The sequence below is a fragment of the Alphaproteobacteria bacterium SS10 genome (assembly GCA_019192455.1).
GTDB lineage: Bacteria > Pseudomonadota > Alphaproteobacteria > TMED2 > TMED2 > TMED2.
In genome coordinates, this window is sequence record JAHCML010000004.1 from 139,236 (window position 1) to 161,761 (window position 22,526).

Consider the following 22,526-nt stretch of genomic DNA (forward strand, 5'->3'; position numbering starts at 1 on the left):
GATTGGTTGTCGTTATCATCGGGAGTGACGGTCGGCTGGCCAGGGGAGGGTTCGAAATCCGTTTGTCGCTCGCTCATCATCTCACCTCATCACCAATCCTGTGCGGAGAGATGGCCAGAGCTGATCCCAAACAACTCTAGCAATAGCCGTGCGCTGACGGCTCGCGTCAGCGTCTAGCAATCCCCACATCCCAACTATAAGATACGCAACTGGAGGCGCCCTGCCAAGCGATAGCAGGGCACGATTTCCAGCGATTGCGATTTAGTAGTTAGCTCGGCGCATCCGCGGCGTTGGCTGACGGCGTCTGCCCTGCCACTGGCGTGCCCGGCAACCCAGCGTTCTGACGGGCCTGCCTGAGCTTAGTTGCCAGGCCAACCAGGGTGCTCTCATCTGCCGCTTTAGCGTTGGACTCACCACGCACCGCGTTGGCGCAACGGCCCACCGCATCAATCTCATCGCAGAAGATGATGGCTGTGAAGACCCTCAAATTGGTAACACCGGTCGCCGCGAAATCATGGGCACGCTGGGCGACCATCTTCCAGAGCGGGCTGATCAGTAAGCTGAGCGCAATCACTGCGATAGCGAGTGCGTAGCCATTCTGGTCAATGATCCCGGCCGTTAACCCTGCTGCCGCCAAGACAAACGAGAATTCACCAACCTGACCGAGCAGCGCACCGGCAGTAAAGGCCTGGCCCCAGCATTTGCCGAGGAGGCGCAGGGCCAGCACGTTGATGAAGGTCTTAAAGAGCGTAACCGCCAACAAGCAGCCAAGCACAAGGCTCCAGTTTTCTTGAATGAACGGCAGATCGATAAGCAGGCCAATCGACAAGAAGAAGACCAGCAACAAGCAGGTTTCAATCGGCTTGATGGAGTCCCAAATCTGGCTGCGTACATTTGAGTTACCGAGGATCAGACCAGCCAAGAAGGCGCCATAGGCGGCCGACATGCCGACGAGACCACTAACCGTCGCCACGCCAAAACAAGCGGCAAGGGCCGCGATTGGCACCATGTCCTTACGCTTCTCAATCGCCTCGGTGAACGGGATTTTGATCCGCTCACGGCGGGAGAGGAACCAAATTACAAGTGCTAGGATAAGCCCGGCGGCGCCGAGCTTTAGCAGGATTGTGGGGTCAAATGTGCCTTTACCCAGATCCGCGATAATCAGCAGCATCGGCACAATCGCCAAATCCTGCGCAATCAGAACACCAACGGCGGTTCGGCCCAGCTCGGTTCTGAGCTCCCCAACATCGTCCAGGATCTTAATAACGACAGCGGTGCTAGATACCGCCATGATAAAGCCCGCGAGGATCGCCTGGGCGACCGTGAAGTCGAATAGATAGGCGAGGCCTAACGCTGTCGCTGTCGATAACCCTATCTGTAAACACGCGGTCCCTACCGCGACGCCGATCACGTTCTTAAACGAGCGTAGCGATAGCTCCATCCCGATCACAAACAGCAGCATCATGACTGCCAGATCAGCCAAAAGCTGAACAATCTCAGTGTTTTCCACCATGCCAAGGCCCGTTGGGCCAAGCGCAAAGCCAGCGATGATATAGCCAACAATGGCCGGCTGTTTCAGCCGGGTCATCAGCAGGCCAAAGCTGAGCGCGATGAGGATCACGAGGGTTAAGGCAGTGAGATCAGCGTATTTTTCCATCAACTTCCTTGAACAAAAAGCAGGTTGAAAAGGGGCCCGATGAAAATGTGCCGGGCGGGTTGATTAGCAGAATAAATGAAACTGGCTTCGATATGTTTTCTTAAGACGAAAGTTCAACCAGTAAAAGCACGGAAAAATGAATAAATTCAGAGGTTTTTCGATGTTGCTGCAAGGTGTTGCCAAAGGCTTTGGTTAACCAGTTGTTTACGAACTCAGAGGTATGTTTATCCCATCAGCTGAATTGCTGATCGGAATGGGTTCTAACCAGCGGCTGAGAGGTGATGCAAAAGCCTTCTTTCCATGTTCCTCTCTTAGTGCTGATCGGCGGCCTTGTATTTGGGCAAGGTTGTCTCTTGTCCTTAGTCTACATAACAGGATGGGACGAGGGGACGGCTTACGGGTCTGCTATCGCCTCAAGCGTTATTGCAATTGGCTTTGGCGTGGCATGGGCGTACTTCCTGGCCCATAGGCACACGCAGCATCAACAGAGTCAGAGCCAGTTTTTGCGACGGGAAAAAATGCAAACCGTCAGCCGTCTTGCTGCTGGTATAGCTCATGATTTCAATAACATACTGGCGTCGATCAACGGTTATGCCCATCTTCTGAGGCAAGATCTCGATCCCGAAACAGATGCCAGCAAATTTGCCAATAACATCTGCATAAGCGGTGAGCGAGCTGCTGGTCTTGTGTCGCAGATAGTTGCTCTGTCTAGGTTCAACCAAGCCCTAGGGGATGTGAAAGAACCATTACCTCTCATCTCGGATTTAACCGATCTAAGGGTTGGCTACGGCCATGTTTTTGTCGTCGATGATGATGCGAGCTTTGGCGAGTTTCTGCGCGCCTTGCTTGAGATGCTTGGCTATACGGTCACCTCTTTCGCGAACTCTCTGGATGCCCTTGAGTGCCTCACCGAGCTTGCGCGCCGGCAAACCAAGATCGAGCTTCTGATCTCCGATCAGGAGATGCCAGGCATGGCCGGGTTAGAGCTTATTGTTCGGGTTCGCCGACTGCTACCAGAGATTAAGACAATCCTGTGCACGGGCGGCAGTGGCATCATCAGCTTAGATATAGCAGAGGAGGCTGGTGCAGACCTGCTGGTTTCTAAGCCGATAGAGCCAGAGTTGTTCTCACAGAAGCTGTTTGATCTGCTCCGCTCATCAGGCAGCACTAGAGCTGCTGATAGTAGATCGGCAAAGAAAAAGGCAGCGGCGCTTGAGGGCGATACCGCTGCCTAATCTCTAGGTTTTTCTGGTTGGTTGGCTTTAGCCGACGCTAACCCAGTTTGCCTCGCGGCCCTTAGGAGCGGGCACAACCTTCATATTGACCTTCTGGCCAGGCTCCAGGGCCTCAATGCCACAGCGGCGCAGGACGCTTTTGTGGATGAAGATGTCTTTCTCGCCATCGTCAGGAACGATGAAGCCAAAGCCCTTCTCAGGGTTGAACCACTTAACCGTGCCGCCAAGGTCGGAACCTTCCGCTTCTTCATATGAAGCAGGGCCGCTGTCGTAACCGCCGCGGTCACCATAGCCACCACGACGATCACCGTAGCCGCCACCACGACCACCACGATCACCGTAGCCGCCACGGTCGCCATAACCACCGCGGTCGCCGAAGCCGCCACCGCCGCCAGCTTGCGGAGTGCCTTCGCTCAGCACTTCAAAGATTTCCTCGACCACAGGACCTTTCGGGCCTGAACCCAAGCGACATGTCAGTTCCATGTCCGGGTTAACCGCATTAATCCCGGCCTGTTGAACTGCCGAGATATGCAGGAAGGCATCACGATCTGCGCCCTCAATTTTGACGAAACCGAACCCTTTTTCGGTATTGAACCACTTAACCGTTGCGCGCTCACTCGCGCCCGACATGCTGTTCATGTCGGCATTATCCGAAGCCACGATGACCAAACCCCAAAACTAATCGATGTTGAACACGGCCGCCGGCCACCTCTCCCGGGTGACAGTGAAGCACAGCCCTAGTTGCATTTTGCGAGGCGTGCCCCGCCGTTACCGGCCGCTCCACTCGATTTCTTCAAGCGCCGCGTGATGCACTATACCCTGTTTTTTCCACAGAATCAGGTGGATATTTCAGGTGCCTCCCGGCAGGCCGGGCTTTTAACAAGTTTGTTTGCGGTTGAATAGACCGTTTCGATAGCAATGATTCGAGCCTAACCCCTTGCAATTTGGGCCATCCGTCTTAGCTGTCGATTGGTGGCTTACGTTATGGTAAGCACAATCCAACAACGAAAAAAAATCCCGCTAAAGTTGTCCTGGCCAAATCAACCGGTCGTAATCCAATCAGGCGGGCATGAAATTCAGGGGAGGCATTATGACCGCTGATCCATCGGGCCAGCCCGAAACCGCTGTTGCCGATACCGCTACTGAGGTGAGCAATACATCCACGCGAACGTCGCTGGATCGCCCATGGATCGATAACTATCCCCGAGGTGTTGACTGGTCGATGACCATGACGCCCCAGCCGGTCTACGAAATCGTTGAAAGCACAGCCGCCAAGCTGCCCAATCGCACGGCGATTGATTTCCTGGGCAAGACCTATAGCTATGCCGAGCTTCAGCAGCTAATCGATGAGGTTGCGGCTGGCCTCCAGGCCAATGGCCTGACCAAGGGCGACCGGGTTGGTCTGCTGCTGCCCAACTCCCCTTACTTTGTTGCTCTGTTCTACGGTGTTCTTAAGGCCGGTGGCGTGGTGGTGAACATCAACCCGCTCTATGCCGAGCGGGAGATTGAGAACCTGGTCCGTGATAGTGGCCTCGACATGCTGGCCACGCTCGACCTGGCCGCCCTTTATGACAAGCTGAAGCCCGTGATGGATGAGGGGCTGAAGAAGGTCATCGTCTGCCCGTTCACCAATGTCCTGCCATTCCCGAAAAACATGCTGTTTAAGCTGCTTAAAGGGAAAGAACTCGCCAGTGTTCCAACCAATGATCAGCACATTCGTTTCGATGAGCTGCGTAAGCCAGGCGGGCAACCCGATCCAGTTGAGATCAACCCCGTCGAAGATATCGCCGTGCTTCAATATACCGGCGGTACGACCGGGATCCCTAAAGGCGCGATGCTGACCCATGCCAATCTGCATGTGAATGCGCAGCAGGCCGTGGCCTGGTTTGATGGTGCCAAGTTCGGTGAAGAGGTGATGATGGGCGTGCTGCCCTACTTCCACGTCTTTGCCATGACCGCCTCTATGAATTTGGGCATCGCCTTCGGCTCAACACTAATCCTGCAGCCGCGTTTTGAGCTTAAGCCGCTTCTGAAGGCCCTGCAGAAGCATAAGGTGACGCTGTTCCCGGCGGTGCCAGCAATCTACACGGCGATCAACAATTCGCCCGAGCTGGCCAATTACGACCTCTCATCAATCCGGCTTTGTATCTCTGGTGGCGCGCCGCTGCCGCTTGAGGTCAAGCAGCAGTTTGAGAAGGCGACCGGCTGTACGCTGGAGGAAGGCTACGGCCTGACCGAGAGTTCACCCGTTGCCTGCATGAACCCGCTGGACGGCAGCAGTAAGGCTGGCTCAATCGGTCAGCCGGTGCCCGGTACCTCGATTGAGATTATCTCGCTGGAAGATCGTAAGACGCCAATGCCGCTGGGTGAGGTGGGCGAGGTTTGTATTCGTGGTCCGCAGGTTATGAAGGGCTACTGGCGCCGTGAAGATGCCACCGCTGAGACGCTAATCGATGGCCTGCTTCACACCGGTGATGTCGGCTACACGGATGAGCAGGGCTACACCTTCATCGTTGATCGCTTGAAGGACATGATCTTGGTAAACGGCTACAACGTTTATCCGCGCAATATCGAGGAGGCGATCTACCTCCACGAGGCGGTTGAAGAATGTGTTGTGGCCGGTGTGAATGATCCGAAGCGCGGCGAGGTGCCAAAGGTTTGGATCAAGCTGAAGGATGGTAAGGCGCTGGATGATGACGGCCTCAAAACCTTCCTTAAAGACAAGCTCTCACCGATTGAGCTGCCCCGTCAGATTGAGTTCCGTGACCAGCCACTGCCAAAGACCCTGATCGGTAAGTTGTCCCGTAAGGACCTGCTCGCCGAACATGAGAAAGAGCAGGCTGGCGGATAATCCCTCAGAAACTCGTCTGGGCTACTGGAATTTCATTGCATCAAAACCCATCTTTACGTAAACGTAAGGTATGGGTGATTTGCTAGCGCCGAGTTAGTGCGTTTGAGGATCACCCAAACAACAAATCGACAGCCATAGATCGATGAGCATGGGACAGAATGACATGATGCGTGGGTTGGCCGGTGTAAGCAGCACCGACCGTCAAACATTCTCTATCGGGCAGCTCGCCCAGGAGTTTGAGGTGACCCACCGCACCATCCGCTTTTATGAGGATGAGGGGCTTTTGACCCCGGCCCGTCGCGGCACCACCCGCATTTACTCCACCACGGATCGCGGCCGTTTGGCGCTTATCCTGCGCGGTAAGCGGCTCGGCTTCTCAATCGCTGAGATTAAGGAGTTCCTCGATCTCTATGAGGTGGATGAGGATCAGGTTGAGCAGATGAAGTTTGCCTTGCAGCGCGCGCAAGATCGCCTGCTGCTGCTCGACCAGCAACTTGCAGATTTAAAACAGACCAAAAGTGAACTGCAGCAGATCGAAGCTGCCATCCGTCAGCATTTGGAGAACACCGATGCAGACGAGGGGAAGTCCGATAGCGGCTAACCCAATCTGAGAGTTTTGACGGCACCGCTTAGAACCTTAACGCGGTGCCGTTTGTTCAAGAACACAACGCCCAACACCCAACAAAAGGGCCAAACCGGCCCGATAAAAATAAGAACGCTTGAAGGAGCAAGATCATGACCGGCACCCCGGAAACCACCCCAGTTATCGCTGGCTATGTCCGTACCCCGTTCCATTTCGCCAAGAAGGGCGAGCTCGCTAAAGTCCGTCCAGATGATCTCGCCGTTGTTGCGGTGAAGGGCCTGGTTGAGAAGACTGGCGTTAATGTCGACGATATTGAAGACCTGCTGCTTGGTTGTGCGTTCCCGGAAGGTGAACAGGGCATCAATATTGCCCGCGCTGTCGCCCTTCTGGCCGGCCTGCCGAAATCTGTTGCTGGCGCCACGTTGAACCGTTGGTGCGCCTCGTCGATGAGCACCATTCATATGGCGGCTGGCGCGGTTGCGACCGGCAGTGGCCAAGCCTACATCGCCGGTGGTGTGGAGAGCATGACCCGGGTTCCGATGGGTGGCTTTAACACCATGCCGAACCCAGCGATGGATAAGGAAGATTTGGCGGCCTATATGTCCATGGGCCTGACCGCTGAGAATGTCGCGAAGAAGTATCAAATCACCCGCGAAGACCAAGAGAAGTTCGCCCTAACCTCCCACCAGAAGGCCGCCAAGGCTTGGGAAGAGGGTAAGTACTCTGAGGTTGTGCCGGTTCAAACCAACGGCCATGCCGTTGAAAAGGACGGCTGTATCCGCCCTGACACCACCCTAGACGCGCTCGCTGGCTTGAAGCCCGCCTTTGATGCTGAGGGTTCGGTGACCGCTGGTACCTCCTCACCATTGACCGATGGTGCGACGGCGACCCTTGTCACCTCTGAGGCTTATGCCAAGGCGAATGGCCTGACCATCCTAGCCAAGATCAAGGGCATGGCGGTTAGCGGTTGTGAGCCAGCAATTATGGGGATCGGCCCGGTGCCATCCACCCAGAAGCTGCTTGGGCGTCATGGCCTCAGCGTCAGCGATATCGACCTGTTTGAGCTGAACGAAGCTTTCGCCAGCCAGTCGATTGCGGTGGCCCGTGACCTCGCCATTCCGGATGAGAAGATCAACATCGATGGCGGTGCCATCGCCCTTGGTCACCCGCTCGGTGCGTCCGGCGCCCGTGTGACCGGTAAGGCAGCGATGCTGCTGGGCCGTGAGGGTAAGAAGTTTGCCGTTTCCACCCTATGTGTGGGCGGTGGTCAAGGTGTCTCCACCCTGTTGGAAGCAGTCTAAGCGCAGCGCCGACGACTGAAGCCAACAAGAGATAAGGGAGACACCATCATGGAAATCAAAAAGGCCGCCGTTATCGGCTCTGGCGTTATGGGGATGGGCATTGCCGCCCATCTCGCCAATGCTGGCGTTGAGGTTCTGTTGCTCGATATCGTGCCAGAGGGTGCGGAAGACCGGGACGTTCTGGCAAAAACCGCCATCGCCAAGGCGCTAAAGACCGATCCAGCACCATTTATGAGCAAGCGATTTGCCAAGCTCGTCACGCCTGGCAATGTCGATGATCACCTCGACAAGATTGCCGATGTTGATTGGATCGTTGAGGTCGTGATTGAGCGCCTGGACATCAAATCCGCGCTTTATAAAAAGATCGACGCGGTCCGTAAGCCGGGAACGCTCGTTTCATCCAACACCTCGACCATCCCGCTGAAGGATTTGGTGTCTGAGCAGTCGGATGCGTTCAAGAAAGACTTCCTGATCACCCACTTCTTCAACCCGCCGCGCTATCTGCGGTTGCTTGAGGTTGTGGCCGGCCCTGACAGCCGTCAGGAACTGATCGATGGCATCACCGAGTTTGGCGACAAGGCTCTCGGTAAGGCCGTCGTGCTTTGTAATGACACCCCTGGCTTTATCGGTAACCGGATTGGCACCTTCTGGATGCAGTCCGCGATCAACGCCACCCTCGACCTCGATCTGACAGTTGAGGAAGCGGATGCCATTATCTCCAAGCCTATGGGCCTGCCGAAGACCGGTGTCTTTGGTCTGCTCGACCTCGTTGGTATCGATCTGATCCCATACATCTCTGCCAGCCTGACCAAGTCACTGCCGGCGGATGATCAGTATGTGAAGGATCATCGCGATGTGCCGCTGATGACCAAGATGATCGAGGATGGCTACACTGGCCGTAAGGGCAAAGGTGGCTTCTATCGCATCAACCGTGAGGGCGGCGGTAAGGTCAAAGAGAGCATCAATCTCAAAACCGGTGAGTACGCCAAGACGCAGAAGCCATCACTTGAGAGTGTTGGTGCAGGCAAAAAGGGCCTGCGCGCCCTGGCTGAGCATCCAGATAAGGGCGGCCAGCTGGCCTGGCGGGTTCTGAAAGAATCCCTCCTCTATGCTGCCAGCCTGGTGCCAGAGATCGCTGACGACATCGTTAAGGTTGATGAGGCCATGCGCACCGGTTTCGGTCGTAAGTTTGGCCCGTTCGAAATGCTCGATCAGCTAGGCGTCGATTGGTTCACCGAGAAGGTGAAGGAAGAGGGCCTGGCCGTCCCGCCATTGTTGGAGAAGGCCGCGGGTCGACCCTTCTATAAGGTTGAGGAGGGTAAGCGCTTCTATCTCACCACCGATGGTGACTATGCCGAGCTGAAGCGGCCTGACGGCGTCCTCCTGCTGGAAGACATTAAGCTTGCCAGTAAGCCGGTTGAGAAGAATGGCTCGGCCTCGCTTTGGGATATTGGTGATGGCGTTCTGTGCTTGGAGTTCACCTCCAAGATGAATGCGCTGGACGACCAGATCTTCGCCATGGCGAAGAAGGCCATGGGCCTAATCCAGGGTGGCGATCACAAGGCGCTCGTCATTTATAATGAGGGCTCGAACTTCTCCGTTGGCGCCAATCTCGGCCTGGCCATGTTCGCGGTTAACATCGCGCTCTGGCCTCAGGTTGAAGAGAGCGTGCGCACCGGCCAACAGGTCTATAAGGCGCTGAAATACGCACCGTTCCCGGTTGTTGGTGCCCCATCGGGTATGGCGCTGGGCGGTGGCTGTGAGATCCTGCTGCACTGCGATGCGGTGCAGGCCCATGCCGAAACCTATACCGGCCTCGTCGAGGTTGGTGTCGGCCTGATCCCAGGCTGGGGCGGTTGTAAGGAGATGCTGGCGCGTCACCTCGGCAATAAGCGTCGGCCACAGGGCCCAATGCCAGCGGTCAGCCAAGCGTTTGAGACGATTGGTACGGCCAAGGTCGCCAAGTCAGCGATGGAAGCGCAGGAGCTGCTGTACTTCAATCCGGGCGACGGCATCACCATGAACCGTGACCGCGTGCTGTTTGATGCCAAACAGAAAGCGCTCTCAATGGTTGATGGTTATGAGGCACCAGAGCCGCCGGTCTTCCGACTGCCTGGCCCAACTGCTGAAACCATTATCAATGCCACGGTCGATGGCTTTGCCCTGCAAGGCAAGGCGACGCCCCATGACGTTGTTGTCTCGAACCACCTCGCGGTGGTGTTGAGCGGCGGTGGGCGTGACATCACCGAGGAGCTAACCGAAGACGAAGTCCTCGACCTTGAGCGTCAGGAATTCATGAAACTGGTCCGGACGACGGGCACCGTGGATCGCATCGAACACATGCTGACCACCGGTAAGCCACTGAGAAACTAAGGCTCAGAAACTGAGCCACGGACCAGATTGGGAATAAGGGAGTAACACGAGATGCCTAGCTATAGTGCTCCAGTTGAAGATATGCGCTTCGTCCTGCATGAGGTGCTGAATGCCGAAAGCCTGTCTGAACTGCCAGGTTATGAGGATGTGTCTGAGGATCTGATCGATGCGATCCTCGAAGAGGCCGCCAAGATGGCGGAGAACGAGCTGTTCCCGCTGAACCAGGTTGGCGACAAAGAGGGCTGCACCTATGAAAACGGTGTGGTGCGTACGCCCACCGGCTTTAAGGAAGCCTATGACCAGTTCCGTGAGGGCGGGTGGATCGGCCTCTCCGCTGACCCGAATTACGGCGGTCAGGGCATGCCAGCCTCGATCAACTTCGTCCTGAACGAGATCCTGTCATCGGCAAATATGGCCTTCGCCATGTATCCGGGCCTGTCCCAGGGCGCTTATGACGCGATCCATATGCATGGCAGTGACGAGCTCAAGGACCTTTATCTGCCAAAGCTGGTGGACGGTATCTGGTCTGGCACCATGTGCCTGACCGAGCCGCATTGCGGTACTGATCTTGGTCTAATCCGCACCAAGGCTGTGCCTCGCGATGATGGTTCCTACGACATCTCCGGGACAAAGATTTTCATCTCGGCCGGTGAGCATGACATGACGGACAACATCGTCCACCTGGTGTTGGCGAAGCTGCCCGATGCGCCTCCAGGGGTGAAGGGGATCAGCCTGTTCCTGGTGCCGAAATTCATTCCAAAGGAAGAGGGCGGTGACCATGTTGCTGGCCCACGCAATGGCGTGATGTGTGGCTCAATCGAGCACAAGATGGGCATCCATGGTAACGCCACCTGCGTCATGAACTTTGATGACGCCCAGGGTTGGCTCGTCGGTGATCCCCATAAGGGGCTCCGCGCTATGTTCACCATGATGAATGCTGCCCGCCTCGGCGTGGCAATGCAGGGTCTCGCGATTGGTGAGGTTTCCTACCAAAACGGCCTAGCCTATGCGAAGGATCGTCGCCAAGGCCGCGCGCTCACCGGCGCTAAAGAGCCGGATCAGCCAGCCGATAGCATCATGGTGCATCCGGATGTTCGCCGGAATTTCCTGAACGCCAAGGCGATTACCGAGGCGTCCCGTGCCCTATCCTATTGGATTGGGATGCAAATCGACGTCTTCGATAAACACCCGGATGAACGGGTGCGTCGCGATGCCGATGATCTGGTCAGCCTGATGACCCCGATCTTGAAGGCGTTCCTGACCGATAATGGCACTCAGATCGCCATCGACTGCCAGCAGATGCTGGGCGGCCATGGCTATGTTTGGGAATGGGGCATGGAGCAATATGTCCGTGATGCCCGTATCGCCCAGATTTATGAGGGTGCCAACGGTATTCAGGCGCTGGATCTGGTTGGTCGTAAGATGCCGAAAGACTTCGGTCGTCTGCTGCGCCAGTTCTTCCATCCCGTCCAGGAGTTCCTGGAAGAGCATCAAACCAACCCAGAGTTGCAAGAGTTCGTCTTCCCACTGGCGAAAGCCTTCGGCAAGCTGCAGCAAGCCACCGGTATTGTCGCTCAGAAGGGCATGAAGAACCCGGATGAGGCGGGTGCTGCCTCCACCGATTTCCTGCGTCTCTTCGGCTATGTCGCCCTCGGCTTTATGTGGGCTAAGATGGTGATTACAGCAAAAGAGAAGCTGCCGAACGCCAATGGCAAAACCGCCTTCTATGACGGCAAGATCAAGACTGCGCGTTACTACATGCAGAAGGTCCTGCCAGAGGCGAATGCCTGCTTTATCCGCATCATGGCCGGTTCAGACCCGGTGATGGATCTGGATGAAGCCCAATTCTAAACTGACGATTTGCTGATCTAGAGGAGGCTTAAAATGCCCGTCGACCAACTAACCGATCAGGTACGCCAACGCGTAACCTATGCCGGCGCCTTTGGCGGGCGTATCAAGCTCGACCTCAACGGGGAGGGGACCATCCTGCTCGATGGTGCGAGTGCCCCACCCCAGGTCAGCAATGATGATGCCGATAGTGATGCGACAGTGAAGATGTCCATGGACACCCTGCGTGGTCTGCTTGATGGCACCCAAGACCCGACGCTGGCCTTCATGACAGGCAAGATTAAGGTCGATGGGTCAATGGGTTACGCCATGAAGTTGGCGTCGCTATTGGAAGAGTAAGCGCCGCTGGGCGTTAGAGTGTTGAAGGCCGATGCGACCAGCGTATCGGCCTTTTCCATGTTTGAGATAGGCACCGCATCATGAACCTTCTGTTCCGTCTGATCCGCATGCTGATCACCGCTTGGTTGTTTGGCAAACGGGATGTCGACACCGCAAAGGCGCTGCTTGAACCGGCACGGGTGACCATGCGCTGCTGGCCGACGGATATGGACCTTAACTTCCATATGAATAACGGCCGCTATCTCAGCATCATGGATCTAGGCCGGGTAGATATGATGCTGCGCGCTGGATTTCTGACGAAGGCATTGAAGCGTGGCTGGATGCCTGTGGTTGCCGCTTCAACCATGCGCTATCGCCGCGCAATTGGCCCGTTTGAGCGGTTCCAGATTGAGACCCAGATCATCGGTTGGGATGAGAAATGGGTGTATATCGAGCAACGTTTCTACGGGCGCGATGGGCGGGTGAAGGCCCTTGGTTTGGTCCAAACCGCTGTCACCTCCAAGCAGGGGCGGGTGCCAACAGCTGAGTTGATGGAGGCAGCAGGCGTTGACCTGAATGCTGTCGCGAGTCGGGCTTATGTTGAGGATTGGACCAAAATGTTGGCCGATTGGCCGGTCGATCCGAGCGTTGAGGTGGCCGAGGCCGCCTAAAATCTCACCCAGAATGCAAATCGACTCGCAAGCGCTGTGGCATTCACATCAGCTATGCACAGTGCGCTTGTGGATCATGTGCACCATATTGTCGATACGCGAAATATTTCTGTCATCAAACCTTCTATTTTTCGAAACACATAGGTAGGTTATCTCCACGACGGGGGAACCAACCGCCGCGCGCGTAAATGTGAGCCTTTACTAACTCGACTTACTTGCTGCGGCCGAAATCTGATCCATTAGGGGGACCGGTCAGCCGTAGCGCCATTTGATGGAGTTTTCGGCCATGGGTGCAGGTACTGGTTTTCGTGGTGTTGCTGGGGTGAAGTCGCTGCAAGGTGATGTGACCCGCCGCCGTCGTCTTCTTCAAGATGCTAGCCTTCGAGAGCGCAATCGCTCAGCCGCTATGGTTGAAGCGGCAGAGATGCTCGACCAAACCGATGGCATGGCGACGGTTGAAGCACGGGCCTAAGCGCCCTTGACCACCAAGACATCAGGCAGATGGCAAGGCAGCAACCGCTGCCGTTATCGGTTGCTTGATGGTGGTGGCCTCTTCATCGAAATTGCACAGATTACAACGCAGCGTAGTCGCTTGCGCACCGTTGTGCGTGAGACGCTTGTCGATGGCGGTTGGCGCAAGGCCGCGCGGTTCGATGCCTATGATGTGGCGATCCTGCTCACCGTTGATCGGCTGAGCCGTCGCATTGATGCAGATAACGTGGCCAAAGCATTGCTCGACGCATTGACGGGATTGGTCTGGCAGGATGATCGCCAAATCCGGCGCCTGGTGGTTGAGAAACAGGCCCAGCCCATGGGCGCCATCGTGCCTGCGATCCAAATGCGCGCCATGGCCTTTGATGGCGTCAGCCTGCGGGACGAGTTCGAGGCAATCCGACGCTAGGTCTAGCCGGTTGCACCACTCTCCACATACCCACCGATTTTACGAACCATCGCCTCGATCGGCGTGTCGTAGGAAATCACGTCAATGAACCGGTTCTGCGGGTCCATCACATAGGTGAAGGTGGAGTGATCGACATTATAGAAGTCGGGATCATCACTCGGTGCTTTCTGATAGTAGACGCGGAACGCCTTGGCGGTGGCGGCGATCTGTTCTTCCGTACCGCTTAACCCCTCAAACCGATCATCCAGCGTGTTCAGATAATCGCGCAGCACCTCAGGCGTGTCGCGGGCAGGGTCGACGGTGACAAAGATCGGGGCAATCCGCTCCACCACCTCCGGCGGTAGGCGGTCGAGTGTCTGCGAGATCTGGTAGAGCTTGGTCGGGCAGAAATCAGGGCAATGAACAAAGCCAAAGAACATGACCCGGTAGAGGCCATCAAAATCAGCTGAGGTCACCGTTTCGCCCTCAGTATTTACTAGCGTGAAGTCGCCGCCGATTTGCACGGTGGTTGCCACCGCGCCGCTTGGCCGGTCAGTGCCTTGCCCAGGCTGCGTGAGCAGGTATGTGGCGGCTGACACCACCACCAGGGTGATGGCGCAAAGTGCCAAGGCGATAACGGACGACTTTTTCATGTGTTCTGTTCCGGCTAACTGGTCTGACCCAAACATAAGAAACCGCCGGTCGCTCTACCATGCGGCGTTGCGACCGGCGGCTCAATTTTTTGCGATATCAGTGCCGTTACAGGACTGAGAGCATGGAAGCGACCAGCGGGTGGCGAACAATGTCGCTCTCGTTCAGCTGAACAACCGCAATGTCAGGCAGGGTCTCAAGCCGTTTAGCGATATCAGCCAGGCCAGACATACCTTCCAACAGGTCAGACTGCTCTGGGTCGCCGGTGATCACCATGGTTGAGTGCCAACCAAGGCGGGTCATCAGCATCTTTAGCTGTGCGTAGGTACAGTTCTGCGCTTCATCAATCACCACATAGGCATTGTTGAGGGTGCGGCCTCGCATGAAACCAACAGGCGCAATCTCAATCGTCCCATCCTGAAGCAGCATGCGTAGGCGCTTATTGCCAAGACGATCAGTCAGGCAATCGAAGAGCGGACGCAGATAAGGGTGCATCTTCTCTTCCAGCGCGCCGGGGAGGAAGCCGATATTCTCACCCGCATCAATCGCTGGGCGGGAGAGGATAATCCGGTCAATCTCACCATTCTCAAGGGCCTCAACGGCTGATGCGATGGCGAGATAGGTTTTACCGGTACCAGCAGGGCCGAGGGCGAGCGCCAGATTATGCTCTTTAATGGCATCCATCAGCTCGGCTTGGCCGGCACTACGGGGTTTGACTTTACGAATGTAGCTTTGATCCCGGTCGCGATCTTCGCCGCCTTTGCCTTTGGCCTTACCCTGGCCGCCGTCACGGTTATTGCCGTAACGATCATCGCCTAATGGGTCCCATCCAGGTTCGCGGTAGGGTTCATCAAAACCAGGTAGTGCATGGACTGTTGCGCCGTCCGCTTTAGCATGGTTACGAACCGTTTCTCGGGCCGCTTCTCGTGCTGATTGCCGCTGGGACTTAGCGCTATTCCGTTTAGCCATGGTCAAACCTCCATACAGGGGTTGGTGATGGGCATGTTGGTCGGTCCTCGACCACATGTCCCTTACGCCCGGCACCGATTACGAGGCTCATGCTCATAAGCGCGGTACGCGGGGGTCTCGCGAAACCTGAAGTTTCTGATCTGGAATTTCGAAGAGTGCGGGGCTGACGAGTGGCACACCGGCTGTACTTGGCAGCCTGGCCAAAGATGCTGGGCGGAGCAGTCTCCGCCGGTCTGGCGTTTGAGGCGATGGATCGCGCGCTCAACCACTTACCCGTCAGTTACGGACTGTCAGTTACGGCATTCACCGTACGAGTAAAAAAGTACCATCGCGCCCATGTCACACTCCAAGCCTGATGCTGCAGTGCCATGAAACTTTCATGTGCGGGAATTGGGTAAGAGGTGGGTTACAACCCTTGCGGCACGCAAATTTACCCGCATAATCAATGGTATGAGCAAAAACAGATTTATTCCGAAACCATTTAGCCGTCCGGCCGCCGCATCGGGTTTTGCCGACACGGAAAGCGGAAATGAGGGCGACTCGACGGATAAGGAGATTTACGCACTCAAGGCGATGCATGAGCGTGGTTTGATCCCTGAAGACGAGTTTAAGACCCGCCTCGCCGAGCTGGAAGCTGAGAAACAGACCAAGACTTGAGGCGGCTTAGCGGGTCAGGGTGATGCTGGTCGTAAACACCCGTCGAACGCCATCATCGCTTAAGGGCAGCTGGATCGCCTGACCGGATAAGAAATCCTCAGTCTGGTCGCTGAAATTTGCGCTGTTCAGCCAACCATCCTGACCACCGACCAACACAAAGTAATTGGCGTCCACATCGCTCAAATCCGAGACATGGCGTGACTGGCTGCCGTAATAGGCGTTGTGCTTACCAGGGGTCAGTGGGTGGGCTGACTTCCAAATCGTTTCATGGCTACCGGCAACGGGATAGTTGCCCACCACATACTTTCCGCCAATCAGGGGGATGTTGGACATGAGGTGGCCAACATTGACCCGGTGCATATCGCCCCAACGCGGGTAACTGGTGAACGCGGTTTCTGCCGCCTCTAAGGATTGAAGCAATGCGGTCTGCAAGGTCGCGTCATCGACCAGGCCCAGAACTTCAGCGGTCCAGCGGTTACTGTTCCCGCCATTATTGATCAGGCTGTAATCCTGCATCCGGCCTGTGGCCTCAAACAGGCGCGGCGCCATGGCGGCGAACAGGGCGGCATAGGCGGCGGCCCCCTCACTCTCCACATCATAGCGGCCATCCCAGGCGCGGATCGCCTCAATCAGTCGTTGATAGCGTGGGGTTAGCTCCAGTCCTTCCAGGCCATCAATGCGGGCGATTAAATCATCCCGGAAGGCCAGGCCGGAGACTGAGAAGGTGTCGAGCTGCAGGCTCATCAATCGGCTGACATTCCAATCGTTGCGCTCTGCCGCCAAGGCCACTTGCCGCTCAACCCGATCAGGACCAGAGAAGACATAGCCGAGCGGTATCTCAGACGGGCCGGGCGGCACATTGGCGCTCGCCAGGATTCCGCTAGGTGGGTTGTGGAAGCGGGGCAGCTCATCGCTGGGCGCCAGGTTATCCCAGGCCTTCAGGGCTTCGGCATCTGTCACGATATAGTCAGCTGGGCGCCCGGGTTTCCGCCGCGGCATGGTGGCGGCCACGACCAGACCAATCTCGCCGGTGCTGGCCTGACCATTCCGGCCGGCAAACAGCATGTTCTGCGCTGAGACGCCATAGCTGGCAAAGGCATCGGCAAAGCCCTGCCAGGTCTTGGCGCGGGCTGCGTTTAGGAAGGCGGTGATCTCATCAGTCTGCTCATGACCGACCCAGCGGACGGCCAGCGGCCGGTCCTTATCAAAGCCAAGCAGGGGCGCATCACTAATAATGGGGCCTTGCGGGCTGACCCGGATATTGGATTCCGTATCCGGCCACCACCGAACCTTGAGCGGCTTGGTCTCAACCTTAAAGTCAGCCTCCGTATAGCCGGTGGCGTTCAGGTCTATCAGATCGCTCGACGCACCCCGAAGGTTGGTGCCACCCCAGGCTGCGTCGGGGTTCCGGCCCAGGCCAAAGATCGGTAGGCCGGTCGGCATCATCCCAACGACGTGGAAGCTGGGCGACTTCAGTCCCGCCAATAACCAAAGGTTGGGAAGGCGCAGTCCCAAATGGGGGTCGCTTGCGATCACCGGCGCCCCGGATGCGGTGCGGCTGCCATCGATGACCATGGAGTTACTGCCAATGCGACCGCTGTCAAGCAGGGCCGCGACGAGTAGTTCTTTGGCCAGTCCGGCGCTCTCACTCGGATCACCAAAACGGCTGCCATCGGCGGCGATGGTGGTTAGGCCGGTATCCTGAATGCGGTCCCAAACCGCGGGCCAATCCTCGCGCTGGCGTTGCTGCATGAGGCCAACCCAGCCCAGCCAATTGATATCAACACCGGCCAGGCGGCCAATGGTCAGGATATCAGCGCCGGTCCAGGGTTCGGGCTCATCAATGCCAAACACCTGAAACTCATGGGGGCGCTCAACCATCCGGTCCTGATAGGCATTCACACCGTCAACAAACCGGTCGAGCCATTGCTTCGTTTCCATGGGAAGGTTGGCGTAGATTTCTGGCGTGGCACGGCCCAGATCGATGGTGCGGATTGCTTTATCAAAATCGATGGCGATCGGGCCTGCCAACTCCGCCATCCAGCCCTGGGTTAGGTGTTTTGCCAGCGTCATCTGGCCAAGGCGTAAATGGGCATGAACCATGCCTAGGCCAAAGGCACCATCGGCATCACTCTCGGCCTCAACGAATGGGATCTGATGCTCATCCCAGCGAATGGTGATCGGCTTCTCAACCGGCAGTCCCTCGGTCGGGAACATGGCGAGGCGCCGTTCAGTCGTGGTTGGCGTCGGCAATGGTGTCAGTAGGGAGCACCCACCCAGGCCAATCGCTGCAATTGCTGAGGCGGCAAGCTTACGCATCATGGTCATCGAAGACTCTTGGTTGAAGGAACCTGATGTCTGTTTCTACGCAGGCGCTGGCCAATAGATCAGTCGTCAGATCACTCACTAGATCACTCATCGGCCAACGGCATAGCCTTGCATGCCCCGCGGGTTGGCGGCTGCACGCAGGATGCGTTGTCCGTTGCTAATCTCTTGGGAACACGCGGAAACCCGGCCCAGTGACCAATCGCCGGTCATTGTGATGTGGTGACCACGGCGCTGAAGCTCGGCGATCACATCTTCATGATACCGGTCTTCAAGGCACATAACCCCAGGCTTGAACGGGCGTGGCCAGAACGAGGCCACAAGGTGTTCGGTGTGGAAGCAGGGGGCATCAATCGCTTGCTGCAGGTTCAGGCCGTGATGCACATGGCGCAAGAAGACAGATAGCGGCCACTGCTCTTGCTGATCACCGCCCGGGGTACCGAAGGCGAGATAGGGCGCGCCATCTTTCAACGCCATGCTGGGCGATAGGGTGGTGCGCGGACGTTTGCCGGGGACGAGGGAGCAGGGCAGCCCTGGCTCTAGCCAGAACATCTGCATCCGCGTGCCAAGCGGGAAGCCGAGGGCAGGGATAACAGGGGAGGCCATTAACCAGCCACCACTTGGCGTCGCCGCCACCATATTGCCCCAGCGATCAATCACATCCAGGTGACAGGTATCGCCGCGCAGTGGGCGGGTTGCAGGGGCTTCGAGGATACGATCGCCGCTCTTTTCCCGGGTTGGCTCACCGCCACCAAAGCCATCGGTTGGCATGGTTGCCGGTGGGTTCTTGATCCAGTCAGCGATCTTTAGCTCGCGGCCATCTGGTTGACCTGGGCGCCAGTCATGGCTCGCACTGGCATTGTCGATCAGCTTGCGCCGGTCATCATTATAGGCGTCAGACAGCAGTGTTTCGGTTGGCACATGCTCATAAGCCGGATCGGTGTACCAGGCATCGCGATCAGCGAAGGCCAGCTTCTGCGCCTCGATCACCGCATGGGCGAAGTCCGCGCCGTAAGGGTCCATGGCGGCTAGATCGAAGCCCTTTAGCAAGGCCAGGCTTTGCAGCATGGCCGGGCCCTGGGTCCAGGCATCGCCCTTTAGGACGGTATAGCCGTGATAGTCATAGGCGAGGGGCGCTTCCACCGACGCGCTGAACCCGGCCATATCATGACCGGTAAGTAAGGCCCGGTTGGCCTGGCCCGTGCCATCCATCGCCTCTGTGGTCTTACAAAAACTATCGATGGCTTCTGCGATGAAGCCCTGGCGCCAGATATCGCGCGCCTTGGCAATCTGGGCGTCGCGACCACTGGCGGTCATCGCCTCATCAACCAGGCGCTGATAGGTGTCAGCCAGCACTGGGTTAGTCATCATGGACCCGGTTTTCGGCACTTCACCTTTTTGTAGGTATGTGTCGGCGGAGCTTGGCCAGTGGGTTTTGAACACCTCGCTCATCTTAGCGATGGGGCTGGTGATCTGTGGCATGGCCGGGAAGCCTTGGCGCGCGTAATGGATCGCCGGGGCCATCACACTGGCCACATCCATCGTTCCGCGTTCGGCCAATAACAGCATCCAGGCATCGAAAGCGGCGGGGATACAGGCCGCCGTTAGGCCGGTGCCCGGGATTAGGTCGAGGCCAATGCCCTTAAAGTGATCAATGGTGGCGGCCGCCGGGGCGGGTCCCTGGCCACAGATCATCTCAGACTTCCCGCTCTCTGCGTCATGGATCAGGATTGGGACCTCACCGGCGGGGCCATTAAGGTGGGGCTCAACAATCTGCAGGACAAAGCCACCGGCGACGGCGGCATCAAAGGCATTGCCGCCCTGTTCCAAGATGCCCATGGCGGCAGCACTGGCCAGCCAGTGGGTTGAGGCGGCCATGCCAAAGCTGCCGCTTAATTCCGGGCGGGTGGTGAAGCTGGGATCGAAATTTGGCTGGGTCATGGGCGCAGGTGGCGCAAGCGTAGGGGCGCCATTTTTCTGGAGTTTCTTATGACTGGTCTATGAATGGCGACCAGCGGCGTCATTCGCATCATTGCCTAAGGCGCCTGGTTTCGTCTATGACGACCGCCTGTCATTCCGTGGTGATGCTTCCAAATCACCGCAAGAAACATGGAGGCTTAAAGCCCATGCAAATCCAACTGCCTTATCTACTCTTCCTCGGCGATGCGCCGGACCAGTTGGCCGCTAAAACCGCTGATGGTATCGCGCGTTGGCGCCCAGAGAATTCCGTCGGTCAAATGAAGTTGCCAGGCTGTAACGCCGATGTGGGCATCACTGACATGACCCTGGAAGAGGGTGTCGCGGCCGGTGCTAAGACCTTGGTGCTGGGCGTTGCGAACCGGGGCGGCAAGTTCTCAGATACCTGGACTGAGGTGATGCTGAAGGCCTTGGATATGGGCCTGGACATTGCCTCCGGCCTGCACAGCAAGGTTGCGGACATTCCTGAGGTTGCCGCAAAGGCAAAGGAACTGGGCCGTGCGATCCACGACGTTCGCCATGCTACCGGCAGCTTTGATGTTGGTAATGGCATCAAGCGTAAGGGCCTGCGCCTGCTCGCCGTCGGTACCGACTGTTCCGTTGGTAAGATGTACACCACCCTGGCACTGGAAAAAGAGATGAAGTCTCGTGGCTTCAACTGTGATTTCCGTGCGACCGGCCAAACCGGCATCCTGATCCACGGCTCCGGCATCTCTATCGACGCGGTGGTTGCCGACTTCATCTCTGGTGTGGGCGAGCTGTTGTCACCTGAGAATTCGGAAGACCACTGGGATCTGGTTGAAGGTCAGGGTTCCCTGTTCCACGCCTCTTATGCTGGCGTGTCCATGGGCCTCCTTCACGGTAGCCAGGCTGATGCCCTGGTTATGTGCCATGAGCCAACCCGCCCGCATATGCGCGGCCTGCCTGAGTATAAGCTTCCCGATATCGGCGATTGCATTGAGCTGAACGAGAAATGCGCCAAGCGTGTCAATCCGGCGGCACGCGTTGTCGGAATATCTGTTAATACCGCAGGGATAGCAGACGAAGGCGAAGCAAAAGAGTACCTTAAGAAGTTAGAACAAGAGCACAGCATGCCTGCGGTCGATCCGGTCCGTATGGGTGTTGGCCCGATTGTTGAGGTACTTGAGAAGGAATGGCCCACCTCGTTGGCCCGCGCGTCTTAACAGCGCGAAAACAGACCATTCCAACGAAAGGCGTGTTTCGCATCTCTCGTGGGGCGCGCACTGGCGCCGATGTGGTTGTAGCCCGCATCGAGCACAACGGTATTGTTGGTAAGGGGGAATCCACCCCCTATGCCCGTTATGGTGAGACCTGCGAGAGCGTCATCGACATTATCGATGGCGTTGCTGATCAGGTCGCCCATGGCATGACCCGCCAAGAGCTACAAAGCGTTCTGCCAGCTGGTGCCGCCCGAAATGCCATCGACTGCGCCATGTGGGACCTTGAGGCCAAGATCGCCGGGCAACCGGTTTGGCGTTTGGCTGGCCTTCCCAAGCCACAGCAAATCGATACCGCCGTTACGTTGAGCCTGGATGATCCAGAGATCATGGCCCAGAAGGCGGCTGAGCGTGCCCATTGGCCACTGCTTAAGCTGAAGCTGGCCGGTGAAGATGAGCTTGAGATGGAGCGGGTGCGAGCGGTACGTAAGGCTGCCCCCGATGCACGGCTGATCGTTGATGCGAATGAGGCCTGGACCCTCGATATGGTTGCGCGTTTCGCAGGCGAGCTTTCCGATCTGGGCATCGAGATGCTAGAGCAGCCTTTGCCAGCGGCAGAGGACAGCCCGTTGGGCACTATGGGTGATCTGCCGATACCCCTCGGCGCGGATGAGAGTTGCCACGACCTGCCGACCTTGGCGCGTTTGCGTGGCCTCTATCAGGTCATCAACATCAAGCTGGATAAAACCGGTGGTTTAACCGAGGCCTTACGCATGAAGGCCGAAGGTGAGGCGCTGGGCTTCAAAATCATGGTCGGCTGTATGGTCGGCTCATCCCTGGCCATGGCGCCAGCTGCGCTGGTTGCCCAGGGCGCCAACTTCACCGATCTGGATGGCCCCATCATGCTGGACCGGGATCGGAAGCCGGGCCTTACCTATGATGATTGGCGTATCACGCCAGTTGAGCCAGGCCTGTGGGGCGGGGGTGTTCAGGAGCTGCATCCCGATGTTGAGAGCCTGCCCCTGCCAACCATGCGTCGGCACTAAGCCCAA

At 57.2% G+C, this 22,526-nt stretch carries 19 protein-coding genes; 13 read left to right on the forward strand and 6 right to left on the reverse strand.

What is annotated here, in order from left to right; genetic code table 11:
* Positions 1-268: 268 nt before the first annotated feature.
* Entirely contained in the window at positions 269-1,657 is a 1,389-nt protein-coding gene (locus tag KI792_08265; protein ID MBV6633010.1) for a cation:proton antiporter, read from the reverse strand.
* Between the two features lie 281 nt (positions 1,658-1,938).
* On the opposite strand from KI792_08265, the gene KI792_08270 reads away from it, so the two are divergent.
* Positions 1,939-2,892: a response regulator gene (locus tag KI792_08270; protein ID MBV6633011.1), complete on the forward strand. Its 954-nt coding sequence runs from the start codon at positions 1,939-1,941 to the stop codon at positions 2,890-2,892.
* 27 nt (positions 2,893-2,919) lie between these two features.
* On the opposite strand, the gene KI792_08275 is transcribed toward KI792_08270, so the two are convergent.
* A complete protein-coding gene (locus KI792_08275) occupies positions 2,920-3,522 on the reverse strand; it encodes a cold-shock protein (GenBank protein MBV6633012.1) in 603 nt (200 codons plus the stop codon).
* Positions 3,523-3,982: 460 nt separating this feature from the next.
* Here KI792_08275 and KI792_08280 point away from each other — a divergent pair, with 460 nt between their 5' ends.
* From KI792_08280 to KI792_08320, 9 genes are all read left to right on the forward strand, one after another.
* Positions 3,983-5,743 (forward strand): long-chain fatty acid--CoA ligase, encoded by a 1,761-nt coding sequence (locus KI792_08280; protein ID MBV6633013.1) that lies wholly within the window; start codon positions 3,983-3,985, stop codon positions 5,741-5,743.
* Positions 5,744-5,906: 163 nt separating this feature from the next.
* Positions 5,907-6,344: a MerR family DNA-binding transcriptional regulator gene (locus tag KI792_08285; protein ID MBV6633014.1), complete on the forward strand. Its 438-nt coding sequence runs from the start codon at positions 5,907-5,909 to the stop codon at positions 6,342-6,344.
* Positions 6,345-6,478: 134 nt separating this feature from the next.
* Positions 6,479-7,627, forward strand: a complete 1,149-nt coding sequence (locus KI792_08290; protein MBV6633015.1) for a thiolase family protein — start codon at positions 6,479-6,481, stop codon at positions 7,625-7,627.
* A 48-nt stretch (positions 7,628-7,675) separates the two neighbouring features.
* Complete coding sequence (locus tag KI792_08295) at positions 7,676-10,000, forward strand: 3-hydroxyacyl-CoA dehydrogenase (GenBank protein MBV6633016.1); 2,325 nt, start codon at positions 7,676-7,678, stop codon at positions 9,998-10,000.
* A 51-nt stretch (positions 10,001-10,051) separates the two neighbouring features.
* Positions 10,052-11,851 carry an acyl-CoA dehydrogenase C-terminal domain-containing protein gene (locus tag KI792_08300; protein ID MBV6633017.1) on the forward strand — a complete coding sequence of 600 codons (1,800 nt, stop codon included), beginning with the start codon at positions 10,052-10,054 and terminating at the stop codon, positions 11,849-11,851.
* Between the two features lie 33 nt (positions 11,852-11,884).
* The gene (locus tag KI792_08305; GenBank protein MBV6633018.1) at positions 11,885-12,187 is read left to right on the forward strand and encodes an SCP2 sterol-binding domain-containing protein; all 303 of its coding nucleotides are present in this window, start codon (positions 11,885-11,887) and stop codon (positions 12,185-12,187) included.
* An 80-nt stretch (positions 12,188-12,267) separates the two neighbouring features.
* Complete coding sequence (locus KI792_08310; protein ID MBV6633019.1) at positions 12,268-12,837, forward strand: thioesterase family protein; 570 nt, start codon at positions 12,268-12,270, stop codon at positions 12,835-12,837.
* A gap of 286 nt (positions 12,838-13,123) precedes the next feature.
* Positions 13,124-13,309 carry a hypothetical protein gene (locus tag KI792_08315; protein ID MBV6633020.1) on the forward strand — a complete coding sequence of 62 codons (186 nt, stop codon included), beginning with the start codon at positions 13,124-13,126 and terminating at the stop codon, positions 13,307-13,309.
* A 60-nt stretch (positions 13,310-13,369) separates the two neighbouring features.
* Complete coding sequence (locus KI792_08320) at positions 13,370-13,738, forward strand: RusA family crossover junction endodeoxyribonuclease (protein ID MBV6633021.1); 369 nt, start codon at positions 13,370-13,372, stop codon at positions 13,736-13,738.
* A 2-nt stretch (positions 13,739-13,740) separates the two neighbouring features.
* Here the strand turns inward: KI792_08320 and KI792_08325 are convergent, their stop codons facing one another.
* Positions 13,741-14,370, reverse strand: a complete 630-nt coding sequence (locus KI792_08325) for an SCO family protein (GenBank protein ID MBV6633022.1) — start codon at positions 14,368-14,370, stop codon at positions 13,741-13,743.
* Positions 14,371-14,476: 106 nt separating this feature from the next.
* A complete protein-coding gene (locus tag KI792_08330; GenBank protein MBV6633023.1) occupies positions 14,477-15,337 on the reverse strand; it encodes a PhoH family protein in 861 nt (286 codons plus the stop codon).
* 450 nt (positions 15,338-15,787) lie between these two features.
* On the opposite strand from KI792_08330, the gene KI792_08335 reads away from it, so the two are divergent.
* Positions 15,788-15,994 (forward strand): hypothetical protein, encoded by a 207-nt coding sequence (locus KI792_08335; protein MBV6633024.1) that lies wholly within the window; start codon positions 15,788-15,790, stop codon positions 15,992-15,994.
* A 6-nt stretch (positions 15,995-16,000) separates the two neighbouring features.
* Here KI792_08335 and KI792_08340 read toward each other — a convergent pair whose 3' ends face one another.
* Together KI792_08340 and KI792_08345 are read right to left on the reverse strand one after the other, a co-directional pair.
* On the reverse strand, positions 16,001-18,322 hold the full coding sequence (locus tag KI792_08340; GenBank protein ID MBV6633025.1) for a penicillin acylase family protein: 2,322 nt from the start codon (positions 18,320-18,322) through the stop codon (positions 16,001-16,003).
* 87 nt (positions 18,323-18,409) lie between these two features.
* Positions 18,410-20,260, reverse strand: coding sequence for a gamma-glutamyltransferase family protein (locus KI792_08345; GenBank protein ID MBV6633026.1), 1,851 nt, complete (start codon positions 20,258-20,260; stop codon positions 18,410-18,412).
* 185 nt (positions 20,261-20,445) lie between these two features.
* On the opposite strand from KI792_08345, the gene KI792_08350 reads away from it, so the two are divergent.
* Together KI792_08350 and KI792_08355 are read left to right on the forward strand one after the other, a co-directional pair.
* Positions 20,446-21,480, forward strand: a complete 1,035-nt coding sequence (locus KI792_08350; protein ID MBV6633027.1) for a DUF1611 domain-containing protein — start codon at positions 20,446-20,448, stop codon at positions 21,478-21,480.
* Positions 21,450-22,520, forward strand: coding sequence for a dipeptide epimerase (locus tag KI792_08355; protein ID MBV6633028.1), 1,071 nt, complete (start codon positions 21,450-21,452; stop codon positions 22,518-22,520). The genes KI792_08350 and KI792_08355 overlap by 31 nt, the downstream gene beginning before the upstream one ends.
* Positions 22,521-22,526: the final 6 nt, after the last annotated feature.

What these genes read in the sequence shown, in the direction of transcription:
- KI792_08265 (MBV6633010.1), bottom strand. Translation starts at nt 1,657, where the DNA reads ATGGAAAAATACGCTGATCTCACTGCCTTAACCCTCGTGATCCTCATC.
- KI792_08270 (MBV6633011.1), top strand. Translation starts at nt 1,939, where the DNA reads ATGCAAAAGCCTTCTTTCCATGTTCCTCTCTTAGTGCTGATCGGCGGC.
- KI792_08275 (MBV6633012.1), bottom strand. Translation starts at nt 3,522, where the DNA reads ATGTCGGGCGCGAGTGAGCGCGCAACGGTTAAGTGGTTCAATACCGAA.
- KI792_08280 (MBV6633013.1), top strand. Translation starts at nt 3,983, where the DNA reads ATGACCGCTGATCCATCGGGCCAGCCCGAAACCGCTGTTGCCGATACC.
- KI792_08285 (MBV6633014.1), top strand. Translation starts at nt 5,907, where the DNA reads ATGATGCGTGGGTTGGCCGGTGTAAGCAGCACCGACCGTCAAACATTC.
- KI792_08290 (MBV6633015.1), top strand. Translation starts at nt 6,479, where the DNA reads ATGACCGGCACCCCGGAAACCACCCCAGTTATCGCTGGCTATGTCCGT.
- KI792_08295 (MBV6633016.1), top strand. Translation starts at nt 7,676, where the DNA reads ATGGAAATCAAAAAGGCCGCCGTTATCGGCTCTGGCGTTATGGGGATG.
- KI792_08300 (MBV6633017.1), top strand. Translation starts at nt 10,052, where the DNA reads ATGCCTAGCTATAGTGCTCCAGTTGAAGATATGCGCTTCGTCCTGCAT.
- KI792_08305 (MBV6633018.1), top strand. Translation starts at nt 11,885, where the DNA reads ATGCCCGTCGACCAACTAACCGATCAGGTACGCCAACGCGTAACCTAT.
- KI792_08310 (MBV6633019.1), top strand. Translation starts at nt 12,268, where the DNA reads ATGAACCTTCTGTTCCGTCTGATCCGCATGCTGATCACCGCTTGGTTG.
- KI792_08315 (MBV6633020.1), top strand. Translation starts at nt 13,124, where the DNA reads ATGGGTGCAGGTACTGGTTTTCGTGGTGTTGCTGGGGTGAAGTCGCTG.
- KI792_08325 (MBV6633022.1), bottom strand. Translation starts at nt 14,370, where the DNA reads ATGAAAAAGTCGTCCGTTATCGCCTTGGCACTTTGCGCCATCACCCTG.
- KI792_08330 (MBV6633023.1), bottom strand. Translation starts at nt 15,337, where the DNA reads ATGGCTAAACGGAATAGCGCTAAGTCCCAGCGGCAATCAGCACGAGAA.
- KI792_08335 (MBV6633024.1), top strand. Translation starts at nt 15,788, where the DNA reads ATGAGCAAAAACAGATTTATTCCGAAACCATTTAGCCGTCCGGCCGCC.
- KI792_08340 (MBV6633025.1), bottom strand. Translation starts at nt 18,322, where the DNA reads ATGACCATGATGCGTAAGCTTGCCGCCTCAGCAATTGCAGCGATTGGC.
- KI792_08345 (MBV6633026.1), bottom strand. Translation starts at nt 20,260, where the DNA reads ATGACCCAGCCAAATTTCGATCCCAGCTTCACCACCCGCCCGGAATTA.
- KI792_08350 (MBV6633027.1), top strand. Translation starts at nt 20,446, where the DNA reads ATGCAAATCCAACTGCCTTATCTACTCTTCCTCGGCGATGCGCCGGAC.
- KI792_08355 (MBV6633028.1), top strand. Translation starts at nt 21,450, where the DNA reads ATGGCCCACCTCGTTGGCCCGCGCGTCTTAACAGCGCGAAAACAGACC.